Raw genomic sequence first — 17,855 nt, forward strand, 5'->3', positions numbered from 1 at the left:
GATGTCAGACGCCGGCCGTCTCGGTCGCAGCGACTTCGCCGCCGCCCTTCAGCGCCTGGCGCAGCTTGTTGCGGTCGAGCTCCTTCTCCCATGCGGACACGACGACCGTCGCGACGCCGTTGCCGACGATGTTGGTCAGCGCGCGGCATTCGCTCATGAAGCGGTCGATGCCGAGGATCAGCACCATGCCCGACAGCGGGATCGTCGGCACCACGGCCAGCGTCGCGGCGAGCGTGATGAAGCCCGCGCCCGTGACGCCGCTCGCGCCCTTCGACGTCAGCATCGCGACCGCCAGCAGCGTGAGCTGCTGCATCCACGTCAGTTCGATGTTGGTCGCCTGCGCGATGAACAGCACGGCCATCGTCATGTAGATGTTGGTGCCGTCGAGGTTGAACGAATAACCGGTCGGCACGACGAGGCCCACGACCGAACGCGAGCAGCCGGCCTTCTCGAGCTTTTCCATCAGCTGCGGCAGCGCGGCTTCCGACGAGCTCGTACCGAGCACGATCAGCAGCTCTTCCTTGATGTAGGACACGAAGCGGATGATCGAGAAGCCCGTGAAGCGCGCGATCGCGCCGAGCACGACGAGCACGAACACGACCGACGTCAGGTAGAACGTGCCGATCAGCTTGAGCAGCGGCACCAGCGAACCGACGCCGTACTTGCCGATCGTGAACGCCATCGCGCCGAACGCGCCGATCGGCGCCAGCTTCGTGACGATGTGCACGATGCCGAACAGCACGCGGGTGAGCCCGTCGATGAAGTCGGTGACGACCTTGCCGCGCTCGCCGAGGTGCGCGAGCACGCTGCCGAACAGCAGCGCGATCAGCAGGATCTGCAGGATTTCACCCTGCGCGAACGCATCGACCATCGTGTTCGGGATGATGTGCATCAGGAAGTCGACCGTCGACTGCCCGTGCGCCTTCGCCGCGTACGACGCGACGGCCTTGCCGTCGAGCGTCGCCGGATCGATGTTGAAGCCGACGCCCGGACGCAGGATGTGCGTGGCCGCGAGGCCGAGCAGCAGCGCGAAGGTCGACACGATCTCGAAGTACAGCAGCGCCTTGCCGCCAACGCGGCCCACCTTCTTCATGTCCTCCATGCCGGCGATGCCGGTGACGACCGTACAGAAGATGATCGGACCGATCACCATCTTGATCAGCTTGATGAAACCGTCGCCGAGCGGCTTCATGTCGGTGGCGAGCGCCGGGTAGTAGTGGCCGAGGATCACGCCGACGATGATGGCGAAGATCACCTGCACGTAGAGGACTTTGTAGAAGGGTTTCTTCTTCACGATGGTTCCTGCTGAAGTAGATGAGCCGGTGGAAACGGCGTCACGCGCGCGGGCGAATGCCAGGGGAGTCATTCGCCCGCGCGGCTGCCGTGCCGCAACAAGCGATGCCTCAAGACGTCCGGAGGGGGAGGAAGGCAGCGGTCATCGATTGTCTCCTTGTTTAATAGTCAGGCCGGTGGGCGGCCATGCGTTTTATATTGCAAGGTCGATGCCAGGTTCCCGAAACCCCTCAAGCCGTTGTTTTCATTGTATTTCTCACAATGCGGCAGGCAAGGAAATCCGGGATTCCGGATTTCCGGAAAATATCCGTCCGGCGATCCGGACGGATACGCGCATTCATCCGACGAATCAGTGCTGCACGGCCTTGCCGGCCAGCAGGCCCGTCTGCGCGTAGAACTCCTGCTGCTCGAACGCGGCGCGCTCGCGCCGTGCGCGCTCGCCGCGATCCGCGAGCGAGCCGACGATGATCCCGATGAACGCGAGCGGCACCGACACGAGCGCCGGGTTGTCGAGGAACACCGGCGCGTGCGCGTGGTGCAGCACGTCGACCCACACCGACTTCGACAGCACCGTGAGCGCCACCGCCGACACGAGGCCGAGGCCGCCGCCGAGCACCGCGCCGCGCGTCGTCATCCCGCGCCAGAAGATCGACATCGCGAGCACCGGGAAATTCGCGCTCGCGGCCACCGCCGCGACGAGCCCCACCATGAACGCGACGTTCACGTGCTCGAACAGGATCGACAGCCCGATCGCGACGGCCGACAGCACGATCGTCGCCGCACGCGAGATGCGCATCTCCAGGCGCTCGTCCGGCTTGCCGCGCGCCCACATCTGCGCGTACAGGTCGTGCGAGATCGTCGTCGCGCCGGCGAGCGTCAGGCCCGCGACCACCGCGAGGATCGTCGCGAACGTGACGGCCGCGATGAAGCCGTAGAACCAGTTCCCGCCGACCGCCTGCGCCAGCTTCACCGCGACCATGTTCGAGCCGCCGAGCAGGTCGTGCGTCAGGTTGAACGTGCCGTTCGCGGCGAGCCGGAAGAATTCCGGATGCTGCGCGAGCAGCACGATCGCCGAGAAGCCGATCACGAAGGTCAGCAGGTAGAAGTAGCCGATGAAGCCGGTCGCATAGAGCACCGACTTGCGCGCCTCCTTCGCGTTCGGCACCGTGAAGAAGCGCATCAGGATATGCGGGAAGCCGGCCGTGCCGAACATCAGCGCGATCCCGAGCGACAACGCGTTGGCCGGATCGCGGATCAGCTTGCCGGGCCCCATGATGCCGAGCGCGCCCGGGTGCACGGCCACCGCGCGGCGGAACATCTCGTCGACACTGAAGCCGAATTCACCGAGCGCGAGCAACGCGAGAAGTGTCGCCCCGCACAGCAGCAGCACGGCCTTGATCACCTGCACCCAGGTCGTCGCGGTCATCCCGCCGAAAAACACGTAGACCACCATCAACACGCCGACGATCAGTTCGGCCGTGCCGTACGACAGCCCGAACAGCAGCTGGATCAGCTTGCCCGCGCCGACCATCTGCACGACGAGGTACAGCACGACGATCGTCAGCGCGTTCGCGGAAGTCATCAGCCGGATCGGCCGCTGCGCGAAGCGGTACGCGACGACGTCGACGAACGTGAACTTGCCGAGGTTGCGCAGCGGCTCGGCGATCAGGAACATCACGAACGGCCAGCCGACCAGAAAGCCGATCGAATAGATGAGCCCGTCGAAGCCGAACATGAACACCATCCCGGACAGCCCGAGGAACGACGCGGCCGACATGTAGTCGCCCGCGATCGCGAGGCCGTTCTGCAGCCCGGTGATGCCGCCGCCGGCCGTGTAGAAATCGCGCGTCGAGCGGGTGCGGCGCGCGGCCCAGCGCGTGAGCGCGAGCGTCGCGAACACGAACGCGAAGAACATCCCGATCGCGACCGGGTTCAGCTCGACCTTGTCGGGCATCGGGCCCGCGACGGATACCGCATGGGCGGCGGAGGAAACGAGAGAAGCAAGCGCGCCGAGCGCGATCGATGTGCGTCGCATGTCGGCCTCCATCACGAGCGCTGCAGAATCGCGTCGACCCGGCGGTCGAACACGCGGTTCGCGCGCAGCACGTAGCACGCGGTCAGGCCGATCGCGACCAGGATGATCGCGACGCCCGCGGCGATCCCGACCGTCGTCGTCGCGCCGCGGTACAGCGGCGTCGCGAGCACGTGCGGCGCAAGCGCGACGAACAGGATGAAGCCGTAGTAGGTGGCGATCATCAGCGCCGTCAGCACGAAGCTGAAGCGGCGCCGCGCACGCACGAGCTGCTGGTAGTCGCGGCGCGCCGTGACCGATTCGATGACGGAAAGCTCCATGGTGTCTCCAATGTCTTCTCGTCATGTCGCGAGAAGTTGGCCGGCGCGTGATCCGATCCGCCCGCGCCGCGGCGGCAAATAAACGCGTTACACGATGCGATCCGCACGCAGCCGCGCGACTTCATCAGCCGACATCCCGAGCCAGCCGCCGAGCACCGCCTCCGTATCCGCGCCCAGCACCGGCGGCGCGCCGCGCACCGGCAACCGTGCGCCGTCGAAGCGGTACGGCGGTGCCAGCAAGTCGACCTCGCCCGCGACCGGATGCGGCTGCCGCGTGACGAGCCCGGCGCGGGTCGCGCGCTCGGACGTCAGCGCTTCGTGCAAGCCGAGCACTTCGCCGCACGGAATGCCCGCGTCGGCGAGCGCCGCGAGCAGCGTCGCGCGCGACCGGCGCGCGAGTTCGCGGCGAATCTCGGGCAGCAGGTCCGCGCGGTTTTCCGAGCGGCCGAGGTTGGTCTTGTAACGCGCGTCGGCCGCGAGGTCGGGCCGCTCGATCGCATCGCAGAAGCGCGCGAACTGCGTGTTGTTGCCGACCGTGATCACGAGCGGGCCGTCGGCCGCGTCGAACACGCCGTACGGCACGATCGACGGATGCGCGTTGCCGTAGCGCGGCGGGTCCTCGCCCATCAGCAGCGCGTCGAGCCCGTAGTACGCGGTGATCATCAGCCCGCAGTCGAACAGCGCCATCTCGATGCGCCGCCCGCGCCCGGTCGCATGGCGCTCGTACAGCGCGGCGAGGATCGCCTGCGCCGAATACATGCCGGTGAACAGGTCGACCGCCGCGACGCCGAACTTCAGCGGCGGCTGGCCGGCCTCGCCGTTCAGCGCCATCAGCCCGGCCTCGCCCTGCACGACGAGGTCGTAGCCGGGCCGCGCGGCCTCGGCGCCCGAACGGTCGTAGCCCGAGATCGCGCAGTGCACGAGGCGCGGATTCAGCTCGGCCAGCGCGTCGTAGCCGAGGCCGAGCTTTTCCGCGCCGCCGAACTTGAAGTTGTGGATCACCACGTCGGCCTGCGCGGCCAGTTTGCGCGCGACGCGCTGCCCGGCTTCCGTCTGCAGGTCGACGCAGATCGACCGCTTGCTGCGGTTCACGCTGTTGAAATACGTGGTCTCGGTGTCGCCGATCCGCAGCCCCCAGTCACGCGTATCGTCGCCGCGCGCCGGATGCTCGACCTTGATCACTTCCGCGCCGAAATCGGCGAGCACCATCGCACACCACGGGCCCGCGAGCACGCGCGAGAAATCGAGCACCTTCACGCCGGCCAGCGGCAACGCGCGCGGTTCGTTCGTCATCCTTGTCTCCTCCATTCGCGTCGTTTGCTTTTACTGTTTCGACAGCGCGATGTAGCGCGCGAGATGGTGATCCTCGTCGCCGAGCTGGTGATCGATCATCACGAGGCGTTTCGCGTAATGCGACAGCGGCAGCTCCCACGTCATCCCGATCCCGCCGTGCAACTGGATGCTCTCTTCCGCGACGAGCGTGCCGATCCGGCCGATGCTGACCTTGGCCGCCGCGAGCGCGCGTTCGCGTGTCACGCGCGGCGCATCGAGCTGCGCGGCCGCGTTGATCACGGCCGAGCGCGCCTGCTCGACTTCGAGCAGCAGGTCGGCCATCCGGTGCTGCAGCGCCTGGAAACTCCCGATCGGCATGCCGAACTGCTTGCGCGTGCGCAGGTATTCGAGCGTGTGCTCCTTCGCGACGTCCATCGCGCCGAGCGCTTCCGCCGACAGCGCGAGCAACCCGTAGCCGAGCACGCGTTCGAGCAGCGCCGCGCCCGCTTCGCCTTCGTGATCGCCGAGCACGGCATCGGCCGGCAGCGCGACGCGCTCGAAGCGCACCTCCGCCGCGCGGCCGCCGTCGATCTTCCGGTAGTCGCGCAGCGACACGCCCGGCGCGTCGGCCGACACGACGAACAGGCCGATGCCGGCCGCATCGTCGTCGCGACCCGACACGCGTGCGCTGACGACGAAGAACGCCGCCTGCGCGGCCTGGTCGACGACGCCCTTCGCGCCCGTCAGCACCCAGCCGTCACCCGATCGTTCGGCGCGTGTGCGCACGGTCGTCAGTTCATAGTGCGAGCCCGGCTCGTCGTGCGCGAACGCGGCGCTCGCGCTGCCGTCGATCAGCGCCGCGAGCTTGTCGCGATGCGCGTCGCCGCCGGCGAGCGACAGCGCGCGGCCGGCCAGCAGCGCGCCGAGGAACGGCTCGACGACGAGCCCGCGCCCGAGGCACTCGAACACCACGGCGATGTCGAAACCCGCGCCGCCGAAGCCGCCGTCGGTTTCGGGAAACAGCGCGCCGACCGTGCCGAGCCCGGCAAGGCGCTGCCACATCGTTCGATCGAAGCCTTCGGCCGACTGCGCGATGCGATCGCGCACCGGGAACGCGTACTGTTCGGCGATGAAGCGGTTCAACGTGTCCGCCAGCATCCGGCGGTCTTCTGTGTGCTGGAAATCCATCGTCGCGTCCCTCGTTACAGCCCGAGCATCATCTTCGCGATGATGTTCTTCTGGATCTCGTTCGAGCCGCCGAAGATCGACAGCTTCCGGTTGTTGAAGTACTGCTGCGCGGCGCTCGCGGCGTCGTCCGGGCCGACCGGTTCGCCGTCGTAGTCCGCATCGAGCGCTGCGTCGACGAACGGCTGCGCGTACGGCCCCATCGCGCGCCGCATCAGCGACGTGATCTCCTGGCGGATCTGCGTGCTGCGGATCTTCAGCATCGAGCTTTCCGCGCCCGGCGCGCCGCCGCCCGCGACCGCGGCCAGCACGCGCAGGTTGGTCGTGCGCATGTTCTCGAGCTCGATCTCGACGCGCGCGACGCGCGCCGCGAAGAACGGATCGTCCGCGAGCGGCCTGCCGTTCTTCGTCACCTTCGCGGCGACCGCGCGCAGCCGGTCGAGCGCGGCCGTCGAGAAGCCGATCCCGGCAATGTTGGTGCGCTCGTACGTGAGCAGGAATTTCGCGTAGGTCCAGCCGCGGTTCTCTTCGCCGACGAGGTTGTCCGCCGGCACGCGCACGTCGGTGAAGAACACCTCGTTCACCTCGTGCTCGCCGTCGAGCGTGATGATCGGGCGCACGTCGACGCCCGGCGTGTTCATGTCGATCAGCAGGAAGCTGATGCCTTCCTGCTTGCGCACGTCGGTCGCGGTGCGCACGAGGCAGAAGATCATGTTCGCGTAGTGGCCGAGCGTGGTCCACGTCTTCTGGCCGTTCACGATGTAGTGCTCGCCCTGCGCGTCGATCCCGCGCACCGCGCTCGTCTTCACCGCCGCGAGATCGGAACCCGCGCCCGGCTCCGAGTAGCCCTGGCACCACCAGTCGGTGCCGTCGAGGATGCGCGGCAGCCAGTGGCGCTTTTGCGCTTCGTTGCCGTACTTGATCAGCACGGGGCCGAGCATGTTCACGCCGAACGGCACGATACGCGGCGCACCGGCGAGCGCGCATTCGTTGTCGAACAGGAACTTCTGCGCGACGCTCCAGCCGGGGCCGCCGTATTCGCGCGGCCAGTGGCTCGCGAGCCAGCCGCGTGCGTTGAGGATCGCGTGCCATTCGCGCATGTCGTCGCGCGTGAGATGCAGGCCGCCCTTCACCTTGCGCGCGATGCGCTCGGGGAGTTCGGCTTGCAGGAAGCGCTGCACTTCCGTGCGGAACGCTTCCTCATCGGGAGTGAAATTGAGGTCCATCTTCGGTCCGTTGCGAATGCGGTTGGCGTTCAGTCGACGCGGTTCAGGCTCGCGAAATCCGCGCCGCGCGCGACGAGTTCGACGAGGAGCGGCGAAGGCTTCCAGAACAGCGGATCCTCCTTCGCGAACGCGCGGATATCGGCGAGCACGTTCGCGAGGCCGAGCGTGTCCGCGTAGTGCATCGGGCCGCCGCGATAGCGCGGGAAGCCGTAGCCGTACAGGAACACCGCGTCGACATCGAGCGGACGCAGCGCGATCTTCTCGTGCACGACGTTCGCGCCTTCGTTGATCATCGCGGCGAGGTAACGACGCAGGATTTCGTCGTCGCTGAACGTGCGCGGCGTGATGCCCTTCTTCTCGCGCTCTGCCGCGACGATCGCGTCGACTTCCGGGTCCGGCGTGCCGACGCGCGCGCCGTCCGGATACAGGTAGTAGCCGCGCGACGTCTTCTGCCCGAACCAGCCGCGCTCGCACAGCCGGTCGGAAATTTCCACGTAGCGGGCCCGCGGGTCGCGCGTCGCCGCGCGGCGCTTGCGGGTCGCCCAGCCGATGTCGCCGCCCGCAAGGTCGACGACCTGGAACGGCCCCATCGGGAAACCGAATGCGCGCACCGCGCGATCGATCTGGTACGGCGACGCGCCGTCTTCCATCAGGTAATCGGCCGCCGTGCGATAGACGGCGAGGATCCGGTTGCCGATGAAGCCGTCGCACACGCCCGCGCGCACCGGTGTCTTCTTCAACTGCTTCGCGAGCGCGAATGCAGTCGCGACGACGTCGGCACTCACGCGCGCCGGCACGACGATCTCGAGCAGCTTCATCACGTTGGCCGGCGAGAAGAAATGCAGGCCGATCACGTCGGCCGGCCGGTCGATGCTCGCGGCCAGCGCGTCGATGTCGAGATACGACGTGTTGGTCGCGAGCACCGCGCCCGGCTTGCAGACGCGCACGAGCTCGGCGAACACGGCCTGCTTCACGGCCATGTCCTCGAATACGGCCTCGATCACGACGTCGGCCTGCGCGAGCGCGTCGTACGACGTGCTGCCCTTGAAGCGTGCGAGCCGCGCCGCGTGCGCGGCCGGCGTCATCCGCCCTTTCGCGACGAGGCCGTCGTACACCTTCTCGACGTGCGCACGGCCGCGCGCGAGCGACGCTTCGTCGCGTTCGATCATCGTCACCGGCAATCCGGCGTCGAGCGCCGCGACCGCGATGCCCGCGCCCATCGTGCCGCCGCCGACCACGCCGATCCGCTCGACCGGCCGCGCGCTCGCCCGCCGCGCCTCGGGCGCCTTCGCCGCTTCGCGCTCCGCGAAGAACGCATGCACGAGGCCCGCGCGCTGCGGGCTGTCGATGCACTGCAGGAACAGGCTGCGCTCGAACTTCATCCCCGCGTCGAACGACTGCGTGAGCGCGGCCTCGACCGCGTCGACGATCTTTGCCGGCGAGAACAGCCCGCGCGATTTCTTCGGCAGCTCCGCGCGCGCCGCGTCGATCGCGGCCTGCGCGGCCGCGCGATCGGCGAGCCCCTGCGCATCGCGCGTGCGGCGCACCGGCGCGCCGAGCGACAGGAGTTCCTGCGTATAGGCGAGGCCTTCGGCGAGCGTGTCGTCGCTGTGCGCGACGCGGTCGACGAGACCGAGCGTGAGCGCTTCGTCGGCGCTCGCGTGGCGGCCCGTCAGCATCAGGTCGAGCGCGGCCTTCGCGCCGATCAGGCGCGGCGCACGCTGCGTGCCGCCCGCACCGGGCAGCAGGCCGAGCGTGACTTCGGGCAGCCCGAGCTTCGCGCCGGGCACCGCGAGCCGGTAATGCGCGGCCAGCGCGACTTCGAGGCCGCCGCCGAGCGTCGCGCCGTGCAGCGCGACCACGACCGGCTTCGTGCCCGATTCGATCCGCTCGCACACGTCGGGCAGCGACGGCGGCACGGGTGGCTTGCCGAATTCGCGGATGTCGGCGCCCGCGATGAAGTTGCGGCCGGCGCCGACGATCAGCACCGCGCGAATCGCGTCGTCGGCCTGCGCGGCGTCGAGCGCGTCGGCGAGGCCGCGCCGCACGTCGGCGGACAGCGCGTTGACGGGCGGGTGGTCGATCGTGACGACGAGCACCTTGTCGCGCCGCTCGCGCGTGACGGTGCCGGCCTGCGGTGTGGCGGGAGATGCGGGGGAATTCATGGTGTCTCCTGTGGTGTGTGCACCAAGCATGTCCCGATTCTCGATTGATCGAGATTCATTGACAATTCCCGCACGCCTTTACAAGCTGTCAAGTCTGACTTGACACTGAATGCTTTCCGACCGTTAAACGGGACGGATCAGGAGCACACGCATGGACCTGAACGCGCTGACGCTGCTCGTCGAGATCCTCGACGCCGGCAATCTCAGCAAGGCCGCGCAGCGGCTCAAGATGAGCCGCGCGAACGTCAGCTACCGGCTGAACCAACTCGAGCGCTCGATCGGCCAGCAGCTCGTGCGGCGCACGACGCGGCGTATCGAGCCGACCGAGATCGGGCTGAAGTTGTACGAGCACGGCCGGCGTATCCGCAACGAGCTGCTCGCCGCGGAGGAATCGGTGACGACGCTCGGCCAGGACCTGCAGGGCCGCGTGCGGCTGTCGGTGCCGAGCGGCTACGGGCAGATGGTGATGTCCGAATGGCTGCTCGCGTTCAAGCGGCTGCACCCGGGCATCGTGCTCGACGTCGTGTTCGAGAACCGCGTGGAAGACCTGATGCGCGACGAGATCGACATTGCGGTGCGCGTGATGCCCGAACCGCCGCAGAACCTCGTCGCACGCGACATGGGCGCGGTGCGCTACGTCGCGTGCGCGTCGGCCGCGTTCGCGGCCGCGCACGGGATGCCGTCGAGCCTCGGCGCGCTCGCGGCCGCGCCGGTCGTCACCGCGACGGTGATGGGCCGCCAGCTCAGGATCGCCGCGTATCTCGGCGACGAGCGGCATGAAGTGCTGCTCGAGCCGACGCTGATTTCGGAGAACTTCCTGTTCCTGCGCCAGGCGATCCTCGCGGGGATCGGCGTCGGCATCGTGCCCGACTACGTGGTGCAGGACGACATGCGGCGCGGCGCCGTCGTCACGTCGCTCGACGCGTACCGGCTCAGCATCTTCGGCACGCACATGTACATGCTCTACATGCCGAACCGGCACCACACGCGCGCGACGTCGACGTTCATAGAGTTCATCCTCGAACAGGCCGGAAAGACCGGCCGGGGCGGGCCCGGCGGGATGCGTCAGGGTTTCCTGTCGGGTGACAATCCGCCGGCCGCGCGGCGACAATAGCGCGCAGGGGCGCGCACGGCGCGCAGCCTGCGCGGGCAGCCCCGTTGCGCCGGCACCGCCGCCGCCATCGAATTCACTGCTGCCGAGGGTTCAATGTTCGACCGGATTCGTCCGCATTCGCGTCCCTGGACGCTGCTCGCCGCCGTCGCGCTCGTCGCGTTCAACGCGGGCTGCACGTCCCCGTCCACGCCGTCGGGCGCCGTCGTCCCGGTTGCCGCCGCGTCGGGCGCCGCCGTCCCGCTGCCCGGCTTCCACGCGCCCGAGCAGTCGTCCGGGTGGACCGACAAGCCGGGCTGGACCTCGCAGCACTTCATGATCGCGGCCGCGAACCCGCTCGCGACACAGGCCGGCTACGACATGCTGAAAGCCGGCGGCACCGCGATCGACGCCGCGATCGCGACGCAGATGGTGCTCACGCTCGTCGAGCCGCAATCGTCGGGGATTGGCGGCGGCGCGTTCATGCTGTACTTCGACGGCAAGGCGACGCAGGCGTACGACGGCCGCGAAACCGCGCCCGCCGCCGCGACCGACCGCCTGTTCTACAGCCCGACCGGCCAGCCAATGGGTTTCTACGAAGGCGTCGTCGGCGGGCGCTCGGTCGGCGCGCCGGGCGTGCTGCGCATGCTCGACGCCGCGCACCGCGCGCACGGCAAGCTGCCGTGGCGCCGGCTGTTCCAGCCGGCGATCCGGCTCGCCGAGCACGGCTTCACGATCAGCCCGCGGCTCGCGATGCTGATCGCGAACGACAGGTACCTGAAGAACGACCCGGCCGCGCGCGCGTACTTCTACAACCCGGACGGCACGCCGAAGGCGGCCGGCACGGTGCTGAAGAACCCGGCGCTCGCGACCGTGCTGCGCCAGGTCGCCGACCGCGGCGCGAACGCGTTCTACACCGGCGCGATCGCGCGCGACATCGTCACGAAGGTGCGCAAGCACCCGACCAATCCGGGCCTGCTGACGCTCCAGGATCTCGCGCGCTACAAGGCGAAGGTGCGCACGCCGCTGTGCGCCGACTACCGGCGCTCGGTCGTCTGCGGGATGCCGCCGCCGTCGTCGGGCGGCCTCGCGATCGCGCAGATGCTCGGCATCCTCGAGGCGATGCCCGACTGGCAGCAGATCGGCGCGCAGAAGCCGGTGCGCAACGACGTCGGCTACGAGCCGACGCCGTTCGCCGCGCACCTGTTCAGCGAAGCCGGACGCCTCGCGTATGCGGACCGCGCGCGTTACGTCGCCGATCCCGATTTCGTGCCGCTGCCGGGCGGCAACTGGGCCAGCCTCACCGACAAGACCTATCTCGCGCAGCGCGCGCGCCTGATCGGCGACAACAGCATGGGCGTCGCGCAGGCCGGCACGCCGCAGGGCGCGACGCTCGCGATGGCCGACGACCGCAGCCCCGAACTGCCGTCGACGTCCGACATCGCGATCGTCGACCGCTACGGGCAGGCGCTGTCGATGACGACCAGCGTCGAGAATGCATTCGGCTCGCGGCTGATGGTGCGCGGCTTCATGCTGAACAACCAGCTCACCGACTTCTCGTTCGTGGCGAACGACAACGGCCGGCCGGTCGCGAACCGCGTGCAGCCCGGCAAGCGGCCGCGCTCGGCGATGTCGCCGGAACTCGTGTTCGACAAGAAGACGAAGCAGGTGACGATGATCGTCGGCTCGGCCGGCGGCCCCGCGATCATCAATCACGTCGCGAAAGCGCTGGTCGGCGTGCTCGACTGGGGCATGACGATGCAGCAGGCGATCGCGCTGCCGAACTTCGGGTCGATGAACGGGCCGACGCAGCTCGAGCGCGGCCGCGTGTCGGACGCGCTCGCCGAAGGGCTCAAGGGCCGCGGGCACGACGTGCAGGTCGTCGAGATGAACTCGGGGCTGCAGGGCATCCAGCGGCTGAACGTGCAGGGGCAGACGGTGTGGTTCGGCGGCGCGGATCCGCGCCGCGAAGGGATCGCAATGGGCGAATGAGCGCGGCAGGGCGGCGCGTGTGCGTCGCCCGCGTAATCTGCGCCGCGTCAGCCTCTGCCCTTCCACGGCACGATCCGCCGCTCGACCCATCGCATCGCGAGGTCGAACAGCCACGCGATCGCGCCGATGATCAGGATGCCCATCACGACGATATCCGTGCGCAGGAAGCTCGATGCGTTCAGCACCATCTGCCCGAGCCCGGCCGTCGCGGCGACCATCTCGGCCGCGACGAGCGTCGTCCAGCCGAACCCGATCGCGATCCGCAGCCCGGTGAGGATCTCCGGCAGCGCGGCCGGCAGCACGACATGGCGCACGATCTGCGCGAAGCTGCCGCCGAGCGAATACGCGGCGTTGATCTGCTCGACCGTCGCCGCACGCACGCCGGCGCGCGCGGCCATCGCGATCGGCGCGAAGCACGCGAGGAAGATCACGACGAGCTTCGCCGTTTCGTCGATGCCGAACCAGATCACGACGAGCGGCAGATATGCGAGCGGCGGCAGCGGCCGGTAGAACTCCAGCAGCGGATCGAGCACGCCGCGCGCGATGCGGCTCACGCCCATCAGGATGCCGGCCGGCACGCCGAGCGCGGTCGCGAACAGGAACGCACCGAACACGCGCGCGGCACTCCACAGCAGATGCTCGGACAGCGGCAGGCCGCCCTGGATGCGGCCGTGCCATGCGTCGACGAACGCCGTCCATACGGCTTCAGGTGCCGGCAGGAACAGCGGCGGCAGCCACTGCCGGTGCGTCGCGACCCACCACAGTACGGCCAACGCCGCGACCGTCGCCGCGCTCAGCCCTGCGGTCTTGCCCTGCCCCGGCAACCGGTAACGGTGCGACGCGCGCACGGCGCGCGCCGCCGCAGGACGCCGCGTCGTGCGCTCGTCCTGCTCGAAACCCGCGGCCGCGCGATCGGCCGCCCACGAATCCTGCGTGCTCATGTTGTCCTGCCTGGTCAAAGTGCTGTTCCGGCCGCGCCCGACGGCCACGCCCTGCCGCGCGAGCTCGCGCATCACGCGGGCTCCGCGACCGCCTCGTCGCGATGCAGGTACGCGATCAGCCGCTCGCGCCACGCGATGAAATCCGGCGACGACTTCACCGCGCGCGCATCGCGCGATTCGACGTAACGACGCGCGAACGGCAGTTCGAAGGTTTCCGCGATCCGGCCGGGGCCCGGCGTCATCACGACGAGACGCGTCGCGAGGAACAGCGCCTCCTCGACATCGTGCGTGATGAAGAACACCGTCTTGCCGGTGCGCGCCCACACGTCGAGCACGAGCGCCTGCATCGTGCCGCGCGTCATCGCGTCGAGCGCGCCCATCGGCTCGTCCATCAGCAGCACGCGCGGATCGCTCGCGAGTGCGCGTGCGATGCCGACCCGCTGCTGCATCCCGCCCGACAGTTCGTACACGCGCGCATGCGCATGGCCGTCGAGCCCGACGAGCGCGAGCATCTCGCGCGCCCGCGCCTCGCGTTCGGCCTTCGACACGCGCGCAAAGCGCAGCCCGAGCGCGACGTTGTCGAGCACGTCGAGCCACGGCAGCAGCGCGTATTTCTGGAACACGACGCCGCGATCGGCGCCGGGGCCCGTGACCGGCACGCCGTCGACGCGCACGTCGCCGGTCGTCGGCGCGACGAACCCGGCCATGCAGTTCAGCAGCGTCGTCTTTCCGCACCCGGACGCGCCGAGCGCGACGACGAATTCACCGGCGTCGATGCGCAGGTCGACGCGCGCGAGCGCCTGCGTCGTCGGCCGTCCGCGCTCGCCCGGATAGGCAACCGATACCTGACGGACTTCCAGCGTGCTCATGGTCGATGGCTCCGCGATGGGTCGCCGCGCTCAGCGCGCGGCCTTCTGCACGAACTGCGGATCGACGCCGGCCGAATAGTCGGACAGCACCGTCTGGATCGTGCCTTGCGATTTCAGGAACGTGGCCGTGGCCGCGAGCGACTTCGCGGCGCCCGATTGCGCACCGCCGCCGAGCCACGTCGGCGACGCCTGCTCGGCCGCCGTCGGGAACGCATAGAGCGCGAGGCTGGCCGGCACGTCCTGCGCGTTCGCGCCCGACACCTTCGCCACCGCCGCGACCTGCGGCGAGCCGACCTTCCACGCAGCCGCATGCGCGCGGTAGTCGGCATCGGCGGCCGCGAGCACCTTCACGAAGCGCGTGACGAACTCGGGGTTGTCGCGCGCGAACTTGCGGCTCACGACGAAGCCGTCGAGGGTCGCCTTGCCACTTTCTTTCGCAACCTGGCCCGACGTCGTCAGCACGGTGCCCGATTGCTTGACCTTCGCGAGCACGGGATCCCAGATATAGGTCGCGTCGATGTCGCCGCGCGCCCAGGCGGCCGCGACTTCCGGCGGACGCAGGTTGACGATCTTCACGTCGTTCGGATTGACGCCTGCGGCCTGCAGCGCGACGAGCGTATGGAAATGCGACGTCGACACGAACGGCACACCGATCTTCTTGCCCTTCAACGCCGCGATGCTGGTGACGCCCGAGCCGTTGCGCGCGACGAGCGCCTCGGCATCGTTGATGTTGTCGAGCACCCAGAACAGCGAGATGTCGAGCCCCTGCGACAGGCCGGCCGCGATCGGGCTCGAACCGGCTTCGCCGAGTTGCACGGAGCCCGACGCGAGCGCGCGGATCACGTCGGCGCCGCTGTCGAGCTTGCGGAACGTCACCTTGTAGCCGGTTGCCTTTTCGACTTCACCGCTCGCCTGCGCGTAGCGCCACGGCACGACCATGTCCTGGTACGCGATCACGACTTCGCGCGATTCGGCGTGTGCCGCGCCGAACGCGGCCAGGGCGGTCAGCGCGACGACGGCGCGGCGGATGAAGCTGAAACGGGACATGCGGCTCTCCTTCGGAATGCGGGCATTGCTGCGGGAGAGCCGACTATAGGAGCTTTGCGCGCGACGGGAGCGAACTTATCCTGCGAAGCTATCGATGCCGTTTCAGCTTTGCTTTCCACGTTCGACCGGATTGCGCGTCCGGTCGGGTGGCGGTTGCGTTGCGGGGGCGCGGGTGGCCGCCGCGCCAACAAAAAAGCCCGCATCGCTGCGGGCTTTTTCGACTGCGTGAATGCAGCGGGAACGCGACGCTCAGACCACGCCGGCCCCATGCGCCTGCAGATCGGCGTGATAGCTCGAACGCACCATCGCGCCGACGGCCGCGTGCGTGAAGCCCATCTTGTACGCCTCTTCCTCGTACATCTTGAACGTATCCGGATGCACGTACGCACGCACCGGCAGGTGGTGCTCGGACGGCTGCAGGTACTGGCCGATCGTCAGCATGTCGACGTCGTGCGCGCGCAGGTCGCGCATCACCTGCAGGATTTCCTCTTCGGTCTCGCCGAGGCCGACCATCAGGCCCGACTTCGTCGCGACGTGCGGATGCAGCGCCTTGAAATCCTTCAGCAGCTTCAGCGAGTGCGCGTAGTCCGAACCCGGGCGCGCTTCCTTGTACAGGCGCGGCACCGTTTCGAGGTTGTGGTTCATCACGTCGGGCGGCGCGGCGTTCAGGATCGAGATCGCGCGGTCGAGACGGCCGCGGAAGTCCGGCGTCAGGATCTCGATGCGCGTGTCCGGCGACTGCTCGCGCGTTTCGCGGATGCACTCGACGAAGTGGGCGGCACCGCCGTCGCGCAGGTCGTCGCGGTCGACGCTCGTGATCACCACGTACTTGAGCTTCAGCGCGGCGATCGTGCGCGCGAGGTTCTTCGGTTCATCGGTGTCGAGCGGATCGGGGCGGCCGTGGCCGACGTCGCAGAACGGGCAGCGGCGCGTGCACTTGTCGCCCATGATCATGAACGTCGCGGTGCCCTTGCCGAAGCATTCGCCGATGTTCGGGCAGCTCGCTTCCTCGCACACGGTATGCAGGTTGTGCTCGCGCAGGATCGTCTTGATCTCGTTGAAACGCGAGCTGCCGGTGGCCGCCTTCACGCGGATCCACTCGGGCTTCTTCAGCTTCTCGATCGGAATGACCTTGATCGGGATGCGCGCCGTCTTCGCCTGCGCCTTCTGCTTGGCGGTCGGATCGTAGGCCGGGGTCGCGGCCGAATCGGCCGGTGCGGGAGAAGCGGTAACGTCAGTCATTCGAATGTTCCAGTGCCTGCGGCTTGTCGGCGGCCGCGGATGCGCCGTCGAGGTTGGCGATCAGACGGCGCACCAGCGTGTGGGCGACGTCGTTCCAGTCGGCGGCAACCTCGAGGCTCGCCATGTCGACAGTTTCCAGTCCGGCATAGCCGCACGGGTTGATCGCAAGAAACGGGCGCAGATCCATCTTCACGTTCAGGCTCAGCCCGTGATAGCTGCAGCCGTTGCGGATCTTCAGGCCGAGGGCCGCGATTTTCGCGCCTTCGTGCGCGCCGGATGCCACGTAGATCCCGGGCGCGCCCGCCTTGCGGACCGAAGCGAGATTATACGCCGCGAGGGTTTCGATCACGGCCTCCTCGATCTTCGTCACGAGCGTGCGCACCATCAGCTTGCGCCGGCGCAGGTCCAGCAGCAGGTAGACGACGATCTGGCCGGGGCCGTGGTAGGTGATTTGTCCGCCGCGGTCGACCTTCACGAGCGGCACGCCGCTGTCGGCCACCAGCAGGTGGGCCGGGTCACCGGCCTGGCCGAGCGTGTAGACGGGCGAATGCTCGACCACCCAGATCTCGTCGCCGGTGTCGGCCGTGCGCGTGTCGGTGAACGCGCGCATCGCGTCGAAGCTCGTTTCGTAGGGCTCGACGCCCCGCCAGCGCACGGTGACCGGGTGAACCGGCGATTCGGCGGGCGTTGCGGAAACGGCGACAGGCGTGGACACGATGGAAACCGGCGAAACGGACATGGGCGGTAGTTTACCGAAAACCCATGGGTCTCGCCGGCCCTGGAAAGGGACGGATACCCGGTATCCGTCGGAGGAAATGCCGGTCAGACGGTGCGCCATCCATCATGGAACAGCGCAGTGACGCGTTCGCGCAGCCGTGCCAGCCCGCCGAGCGCGACCTCCCGGGTCGGCCGCGACACCGAGAACGCGACGCACGCGCCCTCCCGGCCTTCCGCGCTGAGCCACAGCCGCTCGCCGCGGCGCAGCTTCAGCGTCTCGCCGTCGACCAGGAAGTAGTCGTCGACGTCGTTGCTGCGCGTGGCCCACACCGGCCCGCACTGGACCACCAGCCGCGTGCTGCGTTGCACCTTCATCGGCACCGTTTCGCCCGCAGGGATTTCGAACGTGATGCTTGAAGAAATTTCTTGCATGATCGACTCCGCCAATAAATGCTTCGATGGCT

General features: G+C 68.6%; 15 protein-coding genes. 2 read left to right on the forward strand and 13 right to left on the reverse strand.

What is annotated here, in order from left to right:
- Positions 1-4 precede the first annotated feature (4 nt).
- The 7 genes from ACN22W_RS15950 to ACN22W_RS15980 all read right to left on the reverse strand — a co-directional run bounded on the left by ACN22W_RS15950 (position 5) and on the right by ACN22W_RS15980 (position 9,493).
- Positions 5-1,294, reverse strand: a complete 1,290-nt coding sequence (locus ACN22W_RS15950) for a dicarboxylate/amino acid:cation symporter (protein WP_419685369.1) — start codon at positions 1,292-1,294, stop codon at positions 5-7.
- A gap of 348 nt (positions 1,295-1,642) precedes the next feature.
- Positions 1,643-3,328 (reverse strand): cation/acetate symporter ActP, encoded by a 1,686-nt coding sequence (actP, locus tag ACN22W_RS15955; RefSeq protein WP_129513052.1) that lies wholly within the window; start codon positions 3,326-3,328, stop codon positions 1,643-1,645.
- Between the two features lie 11 nt (positions 3,329-3,339).
- Positions 3,340-3,645 (reverse strand): DUF485 domain-containing protein, encoded by a 306-nt coding sequence (locus tag ACN22W_RS15960; RefSeq protein ID WP_048247102.1) that lies wholly within the window; start codon positions 3,643-3,645, stop codon positions 3,340-3,342.
- A gap of 87 nt (positions 3,646-3,732) precedes the next feature.
- Positions 3,733-4,938, reverse strand: a complete 1,206-nt coding sequence (locus ACN22W_RS15965) for a CaiB/BaiF CoA transferase family protein (RefSeq protein WP_419685370.1) — start codon at positions 4,936-4,938, stop codon at positions 3,733-3,735.
- Positions 4,939-4,968: 30 nt separating this feature from the next.
- Positions 4,969-6,105, reverse strand: coding sequence for an acyl-CoA dehydrogenase family protein (locus ACN22W_RS15970; protein ID WP_419685371.1), 1,137 nt, complete (start codon positions 6,103-6,105; stop codon positions 4,969-4,971).
- 14 nt (positions 6,106-6,119) lie between these two features.
- Entirely contained in the window at positions 6,120-7,328 is a 1,209-nt protein-coding gene (locus tag ACN22W_RS15975) for an acyl-CoA dehydrogenase family protein (protein ID WP_419685372.1), read from the reverse strand.
- A gap of 29 nt (positions 7,329-7,357) precedes the next feature.
- A complete protein-coding gene (locus ACN22W_RS15980; RefSeq protein ID WP_419685373.1) occupies positions 7,358-9,493 on the reverse strand; it encodes a 3-hydroxyacyl-CoA dehydrogenase NAD-binding domain-containing protein in 2,136 nt (711 codons plus the stop codon).
- A gap of 151 nt (positions 9,494-9,644) precedes the next feature.
- Here ACN22W_RS15980 and ACN22W_RS15985 point away from each other — a divergent pair, with 151 nt between their 5' ends.
- Positions 9,645-10,607, forward strand: a complete 963-nt coding sequence (locus ACN22W_RS15985) for a LysR family transcriptional regulator (RefSeq protein ID WP_048247113.1) — start codon at positions 9,645-9,647, stop codon at positions 10,605-10,607.
- A gap of 93 nt (positions 10,608-10,700) precedes the next feature.
- Positions 10,701-12,575, forward strand: a complete 1,875-nt coding sequence (gene ggt, locus ACN22W_RS15990; RefSeq protein WP_419685374.1) for a gamma-glutamyltransferase — start codon at positions 10,701-10,703, stop codon at positions 12,573-12,575.
- Positions 12,576-12,622: 47 nt separating this feature from the next.
- Here ggt and ACN22W_RS15995 read toward each other — a convergent pair whose 3' ends face one another.
- From ACN22W_RS15995 to ACN22W_RS16020, 6 genes are all read right to left on the reverse strand, one after another.
- Positions 12,623-13,588: an ABC transporter permease subunit gene (locus tag ACN22W_RS15995; RefSeq protein WP_419687435.1), complete on the reverse strand. Its 966-nt coding sequence runs from the start codon at positions 13,586-13,588 to the stop codon at positions 12,623-12,625.
- Positions 13,588-14,385, reverse strand: coding sequence for a taurine ABC transporter ATP-binding protein (locus ACN22W_RS16000; RefSeq protein ID WP_048247118.1), 798 nt, complete (start codon positions 14,383-14,385; stop codon positions 13,588-13,590). Before ACN22W_RS16000 ends, ACN22W_RS15995 begins: the two co-directional genes overlap by 1 nt.
- Before the next feature lie 30 nt (positions 14,386-14,415).
- Positions 14,416-15,432 carry a taurine ABC transporter substrate-binding protein gene (gene tauA / locus ACN22W_RS16005; RefSeq protein ID WP_419685375.1) on the reverse strand — a complete coding sequence of 339 codons (1,017 nt, stop codon included), beginning with the start codon at positions 15,430-15,432 and terminating at the stop codon, positions 14,416-14,418.
- Between the two features lie 249 nt (positions 15,433-15,681).
- Complete coding sequence (gene lipA, locus ACN22W_RS16010; RefSeq protein ID WP_048247121.1) at positions 15,682-16,674, reverse strand: lipoyl synthase; 993 nt, start codon at positions 16,672-16,674, stop codon at positions 15,682-15,684.
- Complete coding sequence (gene lipB, locus ACN22W_RS16015; RefSeq protein WP_412023371.1) at positions 16,667-17,413, reverse strand: lipoyl(octanoyl) transferase LipB; 747 nt, start codon at positions 17,411-17,413, stop codon at positions 16,667-16,669. The genes lipA and lipB overlap by 8 nt, the downstream gene beginning before the upstream one ends.
- Before the next feature lie 83 nt (positions 17,414-17,496).
- A complete protein-coding gene (locus tag ACN22W_RS16020; protein WP_048247164.1) occupies positions 17,497-17,823 on the reverse strand; it encodes a DUF2917 domain-containing protein in 327 nt (108 codons plus the stop codon).
- Between the last annotated feature and the right edge of the window lie 32 nt (positions 17,824-17,855).

It is taken from the genome of Burkholderia theae (assembly GCF_048565265.1).
In the GTDB taxonomy this organism is placed as follows: domain Bacteria; phylum Pseudomonadota; class Gammaproteobacteria; order Burkholderiales; family Burkholderiaceae; genus Burkholderia; species Burkholderia theae.